Annotated in this window: 15 protein-coding genes; 10 read left to right on the top strand and 5 right to left on the bottom strand. The window is 72.3% G+C overall.

Features of this window, described 5'->3' with window-relative positions; translation table 11 throughout:
* Positions 1-3: 3 nt before the first annotated feature.
* From ACIQUQ_RS29520 to pssA, 4 genes are all read left to right on the top strand, one after another.
* Positions 4-516 (top strand): MaoC family dehydratase, encoded by a 513-nt coding sequence (locus ACIQUQ_RS29520; protein WP_226738650.1) that lies wholly within the window; start codon positions 4-6, stop codon positions 514-516.
* A 2-nt stretch (positions 517-518) separates the two neighbouring features.
* Positions 519-1724 carry an acyl-CoA dehydrogenase family protein gene (locus ACIQUQ_RS29515; protein WP_399941052.1) on the top strand — a complete coding sequence of 402 codons (1206 nt, stop codon included), beginning with the start codon at positions 519-521 and terminating at the stop codon, positions 1722-1724.
* Between the two features lie 176 nt (positions 1725-1900).
* Positions 1901-2557: a phosphatidylserine decarboxylase gene (locus ACIQUQ_RS29510; protein WP_399941050.1), complete on the top strand. Its 657-nt coding sequence runs from the start codon at positions 1901-1903 to the stop codon at positions 2555-2557.
* A gap of 55 nt (positions 2558-2612) precedes the next feature.
* Entirely contained in the window at positions 2613-3422 is an 810-nt protein-coding gene (gene pssA, locus ACIQUQ_RS29505) for a CDP-diacylglycerol--serine O-phosphatidyltransferase (protein ID WP_399942128.1), read from the top strand.
* A gap of 348 nt (positions 3423-3770) precedes the next feature.
* On the opposite strand, the gene ACIQUQ_RS29500 is transcribed toward pssA, so the two are convergent.
* Positions 3771-5414: a helix-turn-helix domain-containing protein gene (locus ACIQUQ_RS29500; RefSeq protein WP_403981900.1), complete on the bottom strand. Its 1644-nt coding sequence runs from the start codon at positions 5412-5414 to the stop codon at positions 3771-3773.
* Positions 5415-5534: 120 nt separating this feature from the next.
* Here ACIQUQ_RS29500 and ACIQUQ_RS29495 point away from each other — a divergent pair, with 120 nt between their 5' ends.
* Positions 5535-5756: a hypothetical protein gene (locus ACIQUQ_RS29495; RefSeq protein WP_403981898.1), complete on the top strand. Its 222-nt coding sequence runs from the start codon at positions 5535-5537 to the stop codon at positions 5754-5756.
* An 83-nt stretch (positions 5757-5839) separates the two neighbouring features.
* Here ACIQUQ_RS29495 and ACIQUQ_RS29490 read toward each other — a convergent pair whose 3' ends face one another.
* A complete protein-coding gene (locus ACIQUQ_RS29490; RefSeq protein WP_403981896.1) occupies positions 5840-6988 on the bottom strand; it encodes a glycerate kinase in 1149 nt (382 codons plus the stop codon).
* Between the two features lie 142 nt (positions 6989-7130).
* On the opposite strand from ACIQUQ_RS29490, the gene ACIQUQ_RS29485 reads away from it, so the two are divergent.
* Positions 7131-8819, top strand: coding sequence for a BCCT family transporter (locus ACIQUQ_RS29485; protein WP_403981894.1), 1689 nt, complete (start codon positions 7131-7133; stop codon positions 8817-8819).
* Between the two features lie 70 nt (positions 8820-8889).
* Positions 8890-9960 carry an ADP-ribosylglycohydrolase family protein gene (locus ACIQUQ_RS29480; protein ID WP_403981891.1) on the top strand — a complete coding sequence of 357 codons (1071 nt, stop codon included), beginning with the start codon at positions 8890-8892 and terminating at the stop codon, positions 9958-9960.
* A gap of 138 nt (positions 9961-10098) precedes the next feature.
* On the opposite strand, the gene ACIQUQ_RS29475 is transcribed toward ACIQUQ_RS29480, so the two are convergent.
* On the bottom strand, positions 10099-10959 hold the full coding sequence (locus ACIQUQ_RS29475; protein WP_403981888.1) for a haloalkane dehalogenase: 861 nt from the start codon (positions 10957-10959) through the stop codon (positions 10099-10101).
* Between the two features lie 114 nt (positions 10960-11073).
* Between ACIQUQ_RS29475 and ACIQUQ_RS29470 the strand changes: the two genes are divergently transcribed.
* Positions 11074-11532 (top strand): MarR family winged helix-turn-helix transcriptional regulator, encoded by a 459-nt coding sequence (locus tag ACIQUQ_RS29470; RefSeq protein ID WP_403981886.1) that lies wholly within the window; start codon positions 11074-11076, stop codon positions 11530-11532.
* Between the two features lie 99 nt (positions 11533-11631).
* Positions 11632-12123: an NUDIX domain-containing protein gene (locus tag ACIQUQ_RS29465; protein WP_403981884.1), complete on the top strand. Its 492-nt coding sequence runs from the start codon at positions 11632-11634 to the stop codon at positions 12121-12123.
* A 50-nt stretch (positions 12124-12173) separates the two neighbouring features.
* Here the strand turns inward: ACIQUQ_RS29465 and ACIQUQ_RS29460 are convergent, their stop codons facing one another.
* Together ACIQUQ_RS29460 and ACIQUQ_RS29455 are read right to left on the bottom strand one after the other, a co-directional pair.
* Positions 12174-12674 (bottom strand): methylated-DNA--[protein]-cysteine S-methyltransferase, encoded by a 501-nt coding sequence (locus tag ACIQUQ_RS29460; RefSeq protein ID WP_403981881.1) that lies wholly within the window; start codon positions 12672-12674, stop codon positions 12174-12176.
* Positions 12675-12738: 64 nt separating this feature from the next.
* Complete coding sequence (locus tag ACIQUQ_RS29455) at positions 12739-14232, bottom strand: AlkA N-terminal domain-containing protein (RefSeq protein ID WP_403981878.1); 1494 nt, start codon at positions 14230-14232, stop codon at positions 12739-12741.
* Between the two features lie 527 nt (positions 14233-14759).
* Here ACIQUQ_RS29455 and ACIQUQ_RS29450 point away from each other — a divergent pair.
* Positions 14760-15173: a hypothetical protein gene (locus ACIQUQ_RS29450; RefSeq protein WP_403981876.1), complete on the top strand. Its 414-nt coding sequence runs from the start codon at positions 14760-14762 to the stop codon at positions 15171-15173.
* The last annotated feature ends 95 nt before the right edge of the window (positions 15174-15268 follow it).

The raw sequence follows: 15268 nt of genomic DNA, 5'->3' as shown, positions 1-15268 counted from the left end.
ACCATGCAGTTCGGACGCACCTACGAAGAGTTCGAGGTCGGGGCGGTCTACAAGCACTGGCCCGGGAAGACGGTCACGGAGTACGACGACCACCTCTTCTGTCTGCTCACCATGAACCACCACCCGCTCCACATGGACGTGAACTACGCGGAGAACACCACCGACTTCGGCAAGAACGTGGTGGTGGGCAACTACATCTACTCGCTGCTCCTCGGCATGTCCGTGCCGGACGTCTCCGGCAAGGCCATCGCCAACCTGGAGATCGAGTCGCTGCGGCACGTGGCGCCGACCTTCCACGGCGACACGATCTACGGCGAGACCACGGTCCTGGACAAGACCCCCTCGAAGTCGAAGAACGACCGCGGGATCGTCTACGTCGAGACCAAGGGCTACAAGCAGGACGGCACCCTCGTCTGCGTCTTCCGGCGCAAGGTGATGGTCCCGACCGAGACGTACATCAAGGAGCGCGGCGGCGAGCAGCCCGGCCGGCCCCAGCTGAAGGAACAGGGGAAGTAGCCATGGCACGACTCGCCCAGACCGCCGGGCTGACCGACGTCCAGCAGGAGATCCTCAAGACCGTCCGCGAGTTCGTGGACAAGGAGATCATCCCGGTCGCGACCGAGCTGGAGCACCGCGACGAGTACCCGCAGCAGATCGTCGACGGGCTCAAGGAGCTCGGCCTCTTCGGTCTCATGATCCCCGAGGAGTACGGCGGTCTCGGTGAGTCGCTGCTCACCTACGCGCTGTGCGTCGAGGAGATAGCCCGCGGCTGGATGTCCGTCTCGGGCATCATCAACACCCACTTCATCGTGGCGTACATGCTGAAGCAGCACGGCACCCAGGAGCAGAAGGACCACTTCCTGCCCCGCATGGCGCTGGGCGAGGTCCGCGGCGCGTTCTCGATGTCGGAGCCGGGCCTGGGCTCGGACGTGTCGGCGATCACGTCGAAGGCGGTCAAGGACGGCGACGAGTACGTCCTGAACGGCCAGAAGATGTGGCTGACGAACGGCGGCTCGTCCACTCTGGTCGCGGTTCTCGTCCGAAGTGACGAAGGACACCCCGAGGGCACCGCGCCCCACAAGTCGATGACCACCTTCCTCGTGGAGAAGGAGGCCGGCTTCGGTGAGGTCCGTCCCGGCCTGACCATCCCGGGCAAGATCGACAAGATGGGTTACAAGGGCGTCGACACGACCGAACTCATCATGGACGGACTGCGCATTCCGGCCAATCGGGTCCTTGGCGGCACCACCGGCCGAGGGTTTTACCAAATGATGGACGGAGTCGAGGTCGGCCGCGTGAACGTGGCCGCCCGTGGCTGTGGTGTCGCGCAGCGTGCCTTCGAGCTGGGCGTCGGGTATGCCCAGCAACGTCACACTTTCGGCAAGCCGATCGCCCAGCACCAGGCCATTCAGTTCAAGCTGGCCGAGATGGCTACCAAGGTCGAGGCCGCTCATGCCATGATGGTGAACGCAGCACGCAAAAAGGACTCCGGGGAACGAAACGACCTCGAAGCAGGGATGGCGAAGTACCTCGCCTCCGAATACTGCAAGGAAGTCGTGGAGGACGCCTTCCGCATCCACGGCGGCTACGGGTTCTCGAAGGAGTACGAGATCGAGCGCCTCTACCGGGAGGCCCCGATGCTGCTGATCGGTGAAGGAACCGCCGAGATCCAGAAAATGATCATCGGGCGACGCCTGCTCGAGGAGTACAAGCTCCAGGGCTGAAAGTCCCTTTTGTAGCGGAAGGTCCGCGAAAAGGGTCACACCCTGTCACTGGCTTCCGGCCATCGACTCGGCTTCTGGCTTGCCCAGTTGTTGCGCGCAACCGATAGCATTCCAGTAAAGCCGCCGTCCCGTCCCCCCGTTTGCGGCGCGGCAATCACCCGCTACGAAGGTCATCCATGCCCCACAGCCAAACCTCTGCACCTCGCGACAGCCGACTCGGCGTACGCCTCGCGCGCGGAGCATCGCCGTGGCTTCTGCCGACCGTTGCCACCGCGGCACTCAGCCTCACCCGGGCTCGCAAGTCCGGACGCTGGGCCGCGGTGGCCGTGCCCACCACCGCTCTCGCGGCGGGCATGCTGTGGTTCTTCCGCGACCCCGAGCGCGAGATCGCGCCGGGCCGCGTGATCTCGCCCGCCGACGGTGTGGTGCAGAGCATCATGCCGTGGAAGGACGGCCGGACCCGGGTCGCGATCTTCATGAGCCCGCTGAACGTCCACGTCAACCGCGCGCCCCTCGCGGGCACGGTGACGTCGGTCGAGCACGTCCCCGGCGGATTCGTCCCGGCGTTCAACAAGGAGAGCGAGAACAACGAGCGCGTTGTCTGGCACTTCGACACCGAGCTCGGCGACATCGAGATGGTGCAGATCGCGGGAGCGGTCGCGCGCCGCATCGTCCCGTACATCCCGCAGGGCACCAAGGTGGAACAGGGCGAGCGCATCGGCCTGATCCGCTTCGGCTCCCGTGTCGACATCTACCTCCCCGAGGGCGTCGAGGTCGGGGTCGAGGTCGGCCAGGCCACTACGGCAGGGGTGACTCGAATTGACCGTGACTGATCACGAGACCCCGGCCGGCTGGGTTCCCGAGGCCGAGGAAGAGGACAGCGAGGAGATGCCCCTCTCGCTGCGTCTGTCGATAGCGGACACCCTCACCCTCGGCAACGCGACCTGCGGCTTCATGGCGGTGTACTTCACCACCACGGGCATCCTGATCCCGCACCTGACCGGCAGCGACGAGTCCGGCATGGCCCGTCACAGCGCCGCCACCGCGGTGATACTGATGCTGCTGGCCGCGATCTTCGACCTGTGTGACGGCCTGGTGGCGCGCAAGCTCCGCAGCTCGCCCATGGGCGCGGAGCTGGACAACCTGTCGGACCTGATCAGCTTCGGCCTGGCCCCCGCGTACTTCGTGCTCGTCTACGGCATGGTCGCCGACGACGCGCACCAGCGGGTGTCGGCCCTCGCCGCGATCGTGGTGCTCCTCGCCGTGGTCCTCAGGCTCGCCAGATTCAGCTGCGTGACCATGAAGGACGGCATGTTCCAGGGCATGCCGAGCCCCTTCGGCGCGCTCACGGTGGTCTCCATCGTGCTGCTGGAGCTGCCGTTCGTCCCGACGCTCCTCGCGATCATCGGGGTGGCCTGGCTGATGGTGAGCCGGGTCGAGTACCCCAAGCCGCGGGGTGTCCTCGCGGTGGCGATGCTCAGCTGGATCGTCGGCGCGATGGGCATGCTGGCGGCCTGGGCGTTCGACGCCCCGGGCGGCCAGATGCTGCTCCAGACCGGCTGCGCGCTGCAGATCGTGATGGCGGCGACCATCCCGCTGTTCGCCACCACCCGCCGGGTGAACACCTTCCGCCACAACCGCCGCGAGGCCCGCGCCGGCGCGGGTGCGGCGGAGCCGGTGAAGGTCCCGCAGCCGTAACGCTGCGCTCGCTTGCAGTACCGGGAAGGGCCCGGACGCCGTTCAGGCGTCCGGGCCCTTCGCCGTGTGGGCGCCGGTGGCTACGGGCCCCCGCGCTTCTGCCGGGTGCGGCCGTAGGCGTACAGGGCGGCCGCCAGCACCGACAGGGCGCACCACACGGCCGCCCCGACGCCGACCCAGGCCCAGGCGTTCATCTGCGGCTCCCGTCGTGGCACGACACGGACAGGTGCGGGAGTGGGCACTCCCAGGGTCCGGGTGCGGGGTGGCCGCGGGCGGACCGCGCCCGCGGATCGGTCATGGTCGCCTTGATGCACGCGCCAGACGCCACGACATCAAGTGACCGACAGCTTACTGTGCGTCATGCCGCCAGAAATCTCGCGAGCCGAGCTGCGCGTACGCCAGGAGCGCGTCCGCGAGTCCGGCAGGGGTCGTGGGGCGGGTGCCGCTCACTTCGTCGAAGACGTACTCGGAGAGCGCGCCCAGGCGTCCGTCCGCGGCAGCCCGCCGGGCCAGCTCGTCAGCCGCGTATGAAAAGCGGGTACTCATGTACAGGACGGTGAGCAGCCGCGTCACCGGCCCCGGGGGCATCGCCAGGATCCGGTCCGCCAGCTCGCCGCGGTACAGCTGCGGCAGGTCACCGAAGCCGTTGCCGAAGTTCCTCGCGACGTCGGACTCACGGCCCACCGTGACGACGAGCCACAGCAGGGCGGGGGCCGCCAGCGCTTCGTTCCGCCGGGCGAGGTCGACGAGCACGCGCAGACCCCGGCCGCTCTCGACGCTGTTGCGCATCCTGGCGACCAGGACCGACTCGGCCACCTCCGGGTCGTCCAGCAGGAACAACAGCTCCGCCACGTCCGCACGTGCCTGCTCGCCCAGTGCGTGCCGCAGCATGAGGTCGGCCGTGTCGTCACCCATCAGCTCCACGCCCCGCCACCGCCGGAAGAGCCCGGCCAGCTCCGCTGACGTGCGCAGCCGGGCGGCCGTCACCACCAGCCGCTCGTGCAGATCGAACAGCTCGAACCGGCCGACCTCCCGTGCACGCGCCGCAAGGGCCGCCCCCAGGTCCGCCACGTCCTCGGGGGGCCGCAACTCGGCGACGTCCGCCACCAGCCGCTCCACCTTGGTGCCGGCCCCGGTGTCCAGGAGCCAGTCGACCACCTGCACGACGTCCTCGATCGGCCGGTCCCAGACGACGGTGTCGAGCGCCCGGGTCAGCCGGCGCGGCTCGACGATTTCGTCGAAGCCGCCGAGCCGGGCGATCAGCGCGTCGACCGGAAGCTCCGCGTCGTCGCCGTGCCCGGCCCGCAGGGTCGCCAGTTCCTCCTCCCTCACCAGGAGCTGCTGCTCCAGGTCGCGGTACCGGGACTCCGCCCGGTCCTTCAGGGCGTCCGTCGCGGCGAGGTCCGCGCGGAGTGCCTCGATCTCCAGGAGGAGCTCCTCGTATGCGGAGTTGCGGTCGGCGAGCGCCGTGCGCAGGACGAGTTCGTGCCGGCCCGCCTCCGCCCTGTCCCCGGCCCAGTCCCTGCGCATCCGGCTCATCTCGGCTTGCAGGGCGGCCTTCTCGGCCTCCCGCTTCTCCAGCAGGTCGTGCAGGGCCTCCCGGTCACGGAGCAGCCGTCCCACCGTGCGCTGCGTGCGCTCCGCTTCGCGGCGCAGGTCCTCAAGGGCGAAGCGGTCGGGGTCGGTGGCGCGCAAGGCCGCCAGGCGCACGGTGTGAATGTGCTCCCGGGCCTCCTCCTGGACCGGCGTGCCCGCCTTCCGGCCGACCTCGCGGACCAGCCGGTCGACGAAGTCCTCGGTGGCGACGCGCCGGCCCCGCAGGTAGCGGGAGACCGCCGACGCGTCCAGGCTCACGCGCACCGCGTACGCCTCCTGGGAGACGCCGAGCGTCTTGAACAGCTCCGTCAACACCTTGCCGAGCTCCACGACCTCGGGGACCTCGCCCCGCTCGACCGCGGACGAGTTCGCAGGTGAGCGGTCGATCTCCGGCATGACGCCTCCCCCGTGCCCTTGCCACCGCACCGGCAACCCTTGCGGTCTGTCGCAACGTATCCGGCGGTACCCACGCTGAGGGCGTCATTCAGCCGCTTCCCCCGGAAGGAGCGATGCCCCGTGGCCGTCGCCTGGAGTTCTCTGGTGGCCGGTGCGCGGTGGGCCGGTCGTGTGCTCATCGTCGCCCTCGCCCTCGTGCCCGTCGTGATCGTGACGCTGGCGTCCGTGCCCGCGCTCGCGGTGCTGCCGTTCTCGCGGCGGCGCGCCGCGCAGGCCGCCGGCATCGTGCGGCAGCTCGGGGGGTGGACGCGGTCGCTGCTGCTGGGCAGCCGGGAGCGGTAGGCCCGGGACGCGCGAGGGCCCCGTACCTGATCCGGTACGGGGCCCTCGCGCGTACGGGTGCCTGCCCTGGCGCGTACGGGTGCCTACAGCACGTCGGCCGCGATGTTGGACGCGACCTGCTCCAGCAGCGGGCCCGCGTTCGCGATGCACTTCGCCGTGTCCGGCTCGACCTCGGTCAGCGGGTACGCGCGGCGGATGCCGGCGGCCTGGAGGGCCTCCGGGGTGAGCAGCAGGCGGCCGCAGACCGCGACGACCTCCTTGCCGGCGGCGCGGGCCGCGGCGGCCACGCCGGCCGGGGCCTTGCCGTGCAGGGTCTGCTCGTCGAGGGAGCCCTCGCCGGTGATGACCAGGGTGGCCCGCTCCAGGGCCGGGGCGAAGCCCAGCACCTCCAGCATCAGCTCGATGCCGGGCCGGAAGCTCGCGCCGAGCAGCAGCGCGCCGTAGCCGATGCCGCCGGCGCCGCCCGCGCCCGGGGAGGCCGCCAGCTCGGTGGCCTTCGGACCGATCGCCTTCTCCAGTACCTGCGCGTAGTGCCCGAGGGCCGCGTCGAGCGTCGCCACGTCCTCCGGCGAGGCGCCCTTCTGCGGGCCGTACACGGCGGCGCAGCCCTTGGGGCCGGTCAGCGGGTTGTCCACGTCGCTGGCCAGGACGAAGTCCACGTCCGCGAAGCGCGGGTCGACGCCCGACAGGTCGGCCGAGGCGAGTTCCGCGAGGGCGCCGCCGCCGGGGCCGACCGGGTTGCCGTCCGCGTCGAGGAAGACGGCGCCCAGGGCGGCGAGCATGCCCGCGCCGCCGTCGGTGGTGGCGCTGCCGCCGACCCCGAAGACGATCGTGCGGGCGCCCGCGTCGAGGGCTGCCTTGAGCACCTCGCCGGAGCCGTAGGTGGTGGCGGTGAGCGGGGCGAAGACGCCCTTGGGGAGCAGCTGGAGGCCGGAGGCCTCGGCCATCTCGACCACCGCGGTGCCCTCGCGCAGGGCGAAGGCGGCCGTGACCTGCTCGCCGAGGGGGCCGGTGACCCGTACCTCCCGGCGTTCGAAACCGGCCGCCACGGCGGCCGCGACCGTGCCGTCGCCGCCGTCCGCGACGGGGAGGGTCTCGACCTCCACGCCGGGTACGGCCCTGCGAAGGCCCGCCGTCACCCGCTCCGCGACCTGCACGGCCGTGAGCGAGCCCTTGAATTTGTCCGCGGCGATGAGCACGCGCGCGGCCTCAGTTACTGCCCCGTCCGTCACCTTGCTTATCCCTTGCTATCGAACGTGCAGTCGCGCCACCCCGAGGGTATCCGGAGGATCCTCCTATGCCCATGGGTGGCCTGGGCCACACACGGCGCGCCACGCCAAAAAATGGTGATATTCACCCCCATAGTGGGGCCGCATGAGCACGGATTCACTGGAACAGGCACCTCCGGACACGCCGCCCGGGGACCCCGGAGGGGGCTCCCCCGACCGTACCGTCGTGACGGTGGGCGTGATCGCGGTGCTGGTGGTGGTCGCCTGGGCCGCGCTGGCCAAGGGGTCCTTCGACACCGCGACGGGCACGGCGCTGAACTGGGTGCTCTCCAATTTCGCCTGGCTGTTCGTGATCGCCGCGGACGTCTTCCTCGTGATGTGCGTGGTGCTGGCGGTCAGCCGGTTCGGCCGGGTCCGGCTCGGCGCGGACGACTCCGAGCCGGAGTTCGGCAACCTCGCCTGGATCGCGATGATGTTCAGCGCCGGCATGGGCATCGGCCTGATGTTCTACGGCGTGGGCGAGCCGCTCACCCACTACCTGGCCCCGCCGCCGGCCTCGGGCGCGGCGCCGCGCACCGGCGGGGCGGCCCTCGCCTCCCTGGAGTACTCGTTCTTCCACTGGACGCTCACCCCCTGGGCGATCTACGGCATCGCGGGCCTGGCCCTGGCGTACGCGACCTTCCGCAAGGGCCGGGGCAACCGGCTCAGCTCGGCCTTCGTGCCGCTGATGGGCGAGCGCAGGGCGAACGGCGCGCCCGGCAAGGCCGTCGACCTGCTCGCCGTCTTCGCCACCGTCTTCGGCACCGCGACCAGCCTGGGCCTGGGCGCCCTCCAGGTGGCCGAGGGGCTGAACATCACCACCGGGGTCGAGGACTCCACCGGCCTCGAACTGGTCATCATCGTGTCGCTCTCCGCCGCCTTCGTGCTGTCGGCCTTCTCCGGCCTGCACAAGGGCGTGAAGTGGCTGAGCACCATCAACATCGTGCTGGCCGCCTCGCTGATGCTGTTCGTGTTCCTGCTCGGGCCGACGGTGTACGTCCTGGACGTGATCCCGGCGAGCGTCGGCGGCTACCTGCACGAACTGCTGCCGATGGCCACCCGGACCGGGGCCTTCACCGACAGCGAGTGGCTGGGCGCGTGGACCATCTTCTACTGGGCGTGGTGGCTGTCGTGGGCGCCGTTCGTCGGCACCTTCATCGCCCGCATCTCCAAGGGCCGGACCATCAGGGAGTTCCTGGTGGGCGTGCTGCTGGTGCCCAGCGGGGCGACCGTCATCTGGTTCTGCGTGATGGGCGGCACCGCGATCCGGCTGGACTCGACGGGCGCCGCCGACCTGGGGGCCAGGGTGAAGGACGGGGCGGAGGCCTCGCTGTTCGCGATGCTGGACGCGCTGCCGCTCGGCACGCTGACCTCGTGGGTGGCGATGCTGCTGGTCATGACGTACTTCGTGACCAGCGCGGACTCGGCCTCGCTGGTGATGGGCTCGCTCACCAGCCGGGGTTCGCTGCACCCGCCGACCTGGCTGGTGGTGACCTGGGGCGTGCTGATGGCGGCGGTCGCGGCGGTGCTGCTGGTCGCGGGCGGGCTCAAGTCCCTCCAGACGGCCACGATCCTGGTGGCGCTGCCGTTCGTGGTCGTGATGCTGCTGCTGTGCTGGGCGCTGCTGAAGGAGCTTCGGGCGGACCCCGGGGCCGGACCGGCCAGGCACCACGCGCTGCACGGCCTGCGGGACGCGGTACGGGCGATGGTGGGCGACGCGATCACCGAGCAGGGCCAGGCCCGGCACCCCCGGCTGCGGCGGGTGGCCGAGTCGCGCCGGGACCGGGAGGAGTAGCGGCGTCCGGGCCGCCGCCGGGCGGGCGAAGCGCCGGGGCGCGGCCGTCCGTACGGGGTACACCTCCCGTATGAGCGAGCTCGCGGACCGGATCCACGGCGGCTGGCTCGGCCGGATCGCGGGCAACATGCTGGGCAAACCGGTCGAGCGCGGGGACCACTGGACGCGCGCACGGATCGACCGCTACCTGCGGCGGGCCGGCGCGCTCCCCCTGGAGGACTACCTCCCGCCCCCGTCCGCGCTCACCCCTCCGGGGGAGCCGGGGGAGTTCGAGCTGCGCCCGGAGTGGGGGGCCTGCGTGCGCGGCGCGATCCACGGCAGCTGCCGGGACGACGACGTGGACTACGCGCTGCTGGGGCTCGGCCTGCTGGAGCGGCACGGGACGGCCTTCACGACCGAGCAGGTCGGGGAGCGGTGGCTGCTGAGCCTGCCGTACCTGGCGACCTTCACCGCGGAGCGGGTGGCGTACCGCAACCTCGCCAACGGGCTGCGCCCGCCGCTCACCGCCACGTACGACAACCCGTACCAGGAGTGGATCGGCGCCCTGATCAGGGCGGACGTGTACGGCTGGAGCTCGCCCGGAGATCCCCGTCGGGCCGCGTCGCTGGCCCGCCGGGACGCGGTGCTGTCGCACACCGGGAACGGCGTGTACGGGGCGATGTGGGCGGCGGCGGTGATCGCGGCGGCCTTCACGGCGGACGGGCCGCGCGGGGCGGTCGAGGCGGGGCTAGCCCGGATCCCGGCGAGCAGCCGGCTGGCCCGTACCGTGCGGCGGGTGGTCGCCCTCCACGAGGCCGGCGTGGAGTGGGCGGACACCCTGACGGAGCCGGAGGCCGAGACCGGCGGGCTCGGCTGGATCCACACGGTGCCGAACGCCGCCGTGCTGACCGCCGGGCTGCTCTACGGCGGCGGCGACTTCACCCGTACCGTCGCGCTGACCGTCCGCGGCGGCCTGGACACCGACTCGAACGGCGCGACGGCGGGCTCGGTGGCCGGGGTGCTGTGCGGGGCGGCGGCCATCCCCGAACAGTGGACCGTGCCGCTGGAGGACACCGTCCGCAGCGCCGTCCAGGGGTTCGACGGGGCCTCGATCCGCGAGCTGGCGGAGCGGACGGTACGGCTGGCGGAGGGCGGGGGGTGACTCCGGAAGCGGCTGAACCCGGAGGCGGCTGGTCCCGGAGCAGCTGAACCCGGATCGGATCCCTGCGACCGGCCGGTGACCATCCGGCGACCGGTCGGCGAGCCGTCGGCGAGCTCCCGGCGACCGGCCGCTGCGGCTTCAGGAGCCCAGGCCGTGGCGGGCCGACCAGGCCGCGAGGGCCGCCGCGATCTCCTCGGGCCGGTCCTCCGGTGCCTGGTGCGAGGCGGCGCCGCAGGGCACGACCTCCAGCGCGGCGACGTTCTCGCGGCACCAGTCGGTCAGCTCGGGGCCGATCATGAGGGCCTTGGAGCCGTCGAAGGTCAGCAGCAGCTTCGGCACCTCGGTGCTGGCCGCGAGCCACTTGTCGTACGCCTCGACGCGGGCGATCACGTCCGCCGGCTCGCCGCCCACGGGCATCGAGCGCGGCCACTGGAGCAGCGGGCGGCGGCTCTCGGGGGTCGGGTAGGGGGCGCGGTAGACGTCCCAGTCCTCCTCGGCCAGGCCGGTGAGGACGGTCTGGGCGAAGGAGTCGAGGAAGACGTTGCGGTGGAGAACCAGCTCCTCCCCCTCCCCCGGCCGCTTGAAGGCCTGGAAGCGCTCGCGGGCCGCGGCCGGGTACTCGTCCCAGGTCATCGGCCGGAGGATCGTCTCCATGAACGCGACGCCCCGGACCCGCCCGGGGTGGCGGGCGGCGAAGTCGAAGGCGAGCGCACCGCCCCAGTCGAGCCCGACCAGGACGACGTCGGTCAGCCCGAGGGCGTCGAACCAGGCGTCGAGGTACCGGGAGTGGTCGTCGAAGGTGTAGCCGATGCCGGGCTTGCCGGAGCGGCCCATGCCGATCAGGTCGGGGGCGAGGAGGCGGCCGTGGCCGGCGAGGCCGGGGAGGACGTTGCGCCAGACGTGGGAGGAGGTGGGGTTGCCGTGCAGGAAGACGAACGGGACTCCGGTCCCGCGGTCCTCGTAGTGGAGGGTCGAGTCGAGCACCTGGATCTCGGGCATGGCGGCCGTCCTTCACGGAGTGGGGTGCAACGCTATCGGTAGGGCGACTAACGTTCGTCGCACTAACGAAAGTAGATGGTTAGTGGCACTAACGCAAGGGCTAGGATGGCGCGCATGACCGGCACCAGTGAGACCCCCGCCCGGCTGCGGGCCCTGCCCAGCAGGCTGCTCTCCCTCACCACCGGCCACGCCGACCGCCTGGTGGGCGAGGCCCTGGCGGGCGAGGACGCCCGCAAGTGGCACTACGCCGTCCTCGCCGCACTCTCCGAGGGCGGCCCGGCCAGCCAGGCGGAACTGAGCCGCCGCACCCGCGTGTACCGCAGCGACCTGGTCTCGGTGATCAACGAGCTGAGCGCGCGGGGACTGGTGGAACGCGCCCCCGATCCCGCCGACCGCCGGCGCAACGTCATCAGCGTCACGGCCGCGGGCACCGAGCGGCTCCGGCGCCTCGACACCCTGCTGGCCGCGGCCCAGGACGAGCTCCTGGCCCCGCTCGCGCCGGCGGAACGCACCGAACTCGTGCGGCTGCTCACGGTCCTGGCGGACCATCACGGGCAGGGGGACATGCCGTAGGACGCCGGCAGCCCGACGGGGCGGCGGACGGCGGGACGTACGGATGCGCGGACGTGCGGAGGGCGGGCCGGCGGAGGGGCAGACCCTAGGCTGTCGCCCGTGACCACGACTGACTACGCCGCGTACATCGCCTCGCTGCCCCGCGTGCTGGCGGGGGCCGCCGCGCTCTTCCGGGACGCCGAGGGGCGCGTCCTCCTCGTCGAGCCCAACTACCGGGAGGGCTGGGCGCTGCCGGGCGGCACCATCGAGTCCGACCGCGGCGAGTCACCGCGGCAGGCGGCCCGCCCCGAGACCGCCGAGGAGATCGGCCTCGACCTCCCGCTCGGCCGGCTGCTCGCCGTCGACTGGGTGCCGGGCCCCGGCCGGCCGCCGCTGGTGGCGTACGTGTACGACGGCGGGGTGCTGGACCGCGAGCAGCTGGCCGCGGTCAGGCTCCAGGAGGAGGAGCTGGTCTCCTGGAAGCTGGTGCCGCCGACCGAACTCACCACGTACCTGCCCGGCTCGCTCGGCCTGCGCATCGAGGCGGCGTACGAGGCCGCGGAGCAGGGCACGGGCCCGGTCGAGCTGGAGTACGGGCGGGCGGTGGGCTGAGGCGTGGGGGCGGCCCGCAGCGAACCGGCCGGCACCCGCCCCGATCCCGCTCAGAAGAGAGCGGTCTCCGCGCCGCTCTCGAAGGCCAGCAGCCGCTGCTTGCGGTCGATGCCGCCGCCGTAGCCGGTCATGCCGCCCGAGGCACCGATCACCCGGTGGCAGGGCACGATGATGCCGATCGGGTTCTTGCCGTTGGCCAGGCCCACCGCACGCGAGGCGTTCGGCTTGCCGAGGCGCGCCGCCAGCTCGCCGTACGACCAGGTCTCCCCGTAGGGGATCTCCTTCAGCTGGTCCCAGACGCTGCGCTGGAACTCCGTTCCCTCCATGCGCAGCGGGAGGTCGAAGGAGGTCAGCTCGCCGGCGAAGTACGCGGCCAGCTGGCGCACGACCTCGGGGAACGGCTCCTCCTCGGCGCCGGCCCGCTCGCCGAAGGCGTCCTCCGGCGGGCGGTGCCGCTGCCCGGTCATGTAGAGGCCGCTGAGCGTGTCCCCGGTGGCGACCAGGGTGAGCGGCCCGTAGGGGCTGTCGATGACGGTGTGCATGCGGTCCATGGGTGTCTTTCCTCGTTCTTCGTCCAGCGTCTCACGGGTGGCGGGGGCCTCCGCGGCCCCGGGCTCAGCGCGGCAGACGGTTGATGGCGTGGTCGTCGGTCGCCCACAGGTACTGCACGGCGTACGCCCGCCAGGGCCGCCAGCCCGCGGCGCGGGCCGTCAGGGCGGCCGGGGTCGCGGGCAGGCCCAGGCCGCTGGCCGCGCGGCGGACGCCGAGGTCGGTGGGGAGGAAGGCGTCGGGGTCGCCCAGGGCGCGCATCGCGATCACCTCGACCGTCCAGGGCCCGAAGCCGGGCAGGGCGGCCAGCCGCTCGCGGGCGCTCTGCCAGTCGCTGTCGATGCCGAGGGGCAGCGAGCCGTCGGCGAGCGCGCCGACCAGGGTGGTGAGCGTGGTGCGGCGGCTCTTCGGCAGCGCCAGGGCCTCGGGGTCGAGGGCGGCCAGCGCCTCCGGGGAGGGGAAGAGGTGGGTCAGACCGCCGTGCGGGTCCGCGACGCGCTCGCCGTGCGCGGTGACCAGGCGGGCCGCGTGGGTACGGGCCGCGGCCGTGGACACCTGCTGGCCGAGGACCGCCCGTACGGCGAACTCCGCCGCGTCGACGGTACGTGGCACCCGGCGCCCGGGGGCCTTGTCGACCACCGGCGCGATCAGCGGGTCGGTGCGCAGCTGCGCGTCGACCGCCTCGGGGTCGGCGTCGAGGTCGAGCATCCAGCGGCAGCGGCTGATGGCGATGGTCAGGTCGCGCAGGTCGGTCAGGGCCAGCCGGCAGGCGATGTGGTCGGGGCGGGGCGACAGCGCCACGACCCCGGTCCCGTACGGGAGGCGCAGGGTGCGGCGGTACGCGCCGTCGCGCCACTCCTCGACGCCGGGGACGGCGGTGGCAGCCAGGTGCCCGAAGAGGTTGTCGGGGTTGAGCGGTGCCCGGAACGGCAGCCGCAGCGAGAGCACGCCGGGGGCCGGCGGGTCACCGGCGGCCCGCCCGCCGCGCGCGGGCCGGCGGGCGGCGCGGGTGCGCAGCTCGCTCGGGGAGAGGGCGAAGACCTCGCGGACGGTGTCGTTGAAGGTGCGGATGGAGGAGAAACCGGCCGCGAAGGCCACGTCCGCCATCGGGAGCTCCGACGTCTCGATGAGCAGCCGCGCCGTCTGGGCCCGCTGGGCCCTGGCCAGGGCCAGGGGCCCTGCGCCCAGCTCGGCGTTGAGCTGGCGCTCGATCTGCCGGGTCGAGTACCCGAGCCGGGCCGCCAGGCCCGGCACGCCCTCCCGGTCGACGACACCGTCCCGGATCAGCCGCATGGCGCGCGCCACGGCGTCGGCGCGTGCGTTCCACTCGGGTGAGCCGGGGCTGGTGTCGGGCCGGCACCGCTTACAGGCCCGGAATCCGGCCTGCTGGCAGGCCGCGGCGCTGGGCAGGAAGGTCATGTTCTCGACCTTGGGGGGCACAGCCGGGCAGCTGGGGCGGCAGTAGATGCGAGTGGTCAGGACGGCGGTGAAGAACCATCCGTCGAACCGCGCGTCCTTCGACTGCACGGCGCGCACGCAGCGCTCGGTATCGGTGTGCATGCCTCAAGCTTCGGTCACCGGAGGTGGGTGGGCTGGCGATTTTCCGACATCAAGATTGAGGGGGGGGTGGGCCGAGGGCGGCTTCGGTTCCCGGGGCGTGTCTCGGGGGTGGGGGCGGTGTGGGGGGTGGTGTGGGGGGGTGGGCCGGGGGTATCCCACGCACGTGCGCGGCATGGTATGGGCCGGGGGCATCCCACACACGCACGCGGCATGGCATGAGCCGGATGCATCCGCAGGGGGCCGGTGTTGTGGGTGGGTCCTGGAGCCACCCGCCACTTGAGGGTGTTTCCGGGGCGGGGCGGCCCGTCAAGGGCGCTCCGGCCCGGAAACCCTCGGTCGGCGGACAACCCCAGATACGTCCAGATCCCTGAGACCGGCCAGGGTGGTACCGCCTTCCGTCCACCTCCCAACACCGGCCCAGTACGTACCGCCCTACGGTGCCCGCCCGAGACCGGCTCAAGGCTTCGGAAGGCTGCACGTTACGGTGGCCGAGGCGTTTGAGGCAGGACGTGAGGGAGGCAAGCGGCATGGGGCTGACCGCAGAGATCGGGGCGATGCGGAGCGGGACGGGTGATCCCGCGCGGCTTGTCGGGGAGTTCCGGCGTACGGTCCTGCTCGCGCCCGTGACCGACGGCGGGTTGATGTCCGGCGACCAGGGCGGCGTGCGCTGGATCTACGCCTTCACCTCCGAGGAGTCCTTGGCTCGCTTCGCGCGCCGGCGCGGTCTGGACCCCGCTGCCGAACTGGAGTTCCTGTCCGTGCTGGGCGCCCGGCTCGTGGACGCAGTGATCCCCTCCCTCGACGGTCCGACGGGGGTGGCGGTGGACGTGGCCGACGATGACGGCTCCATGCTGTTCCCGCCGGTGGCGGGAATCGTGCCCGACCCCGTTGCCGTGGACGTGGCCACGGAAGTGGGCCCCGCCCGGGGCCCCCCACGGTAGACCGGCAAGATTACAAACGCTGGCGCCCCGGCGACGGCCCCGGCCCCCCCCCCCCGCGCCCCCCCCCACCCCCAACACCCCCCCTGATCGGCGGC

It is taken from the genome of Streptomyces sp. NPDC101118 (genome assembly GCF_044759445.1).
GTDB lineage: Bacteria > Actinomycetota > Actinomycetes > Streptomycetales > Streptomycetaceae > Streptomyces.
The sequence above is the reverse complement of the archived record's forward strand: the minus strand, read 5'-3'. Positions and strand labels throughout refer to the sequence as shown.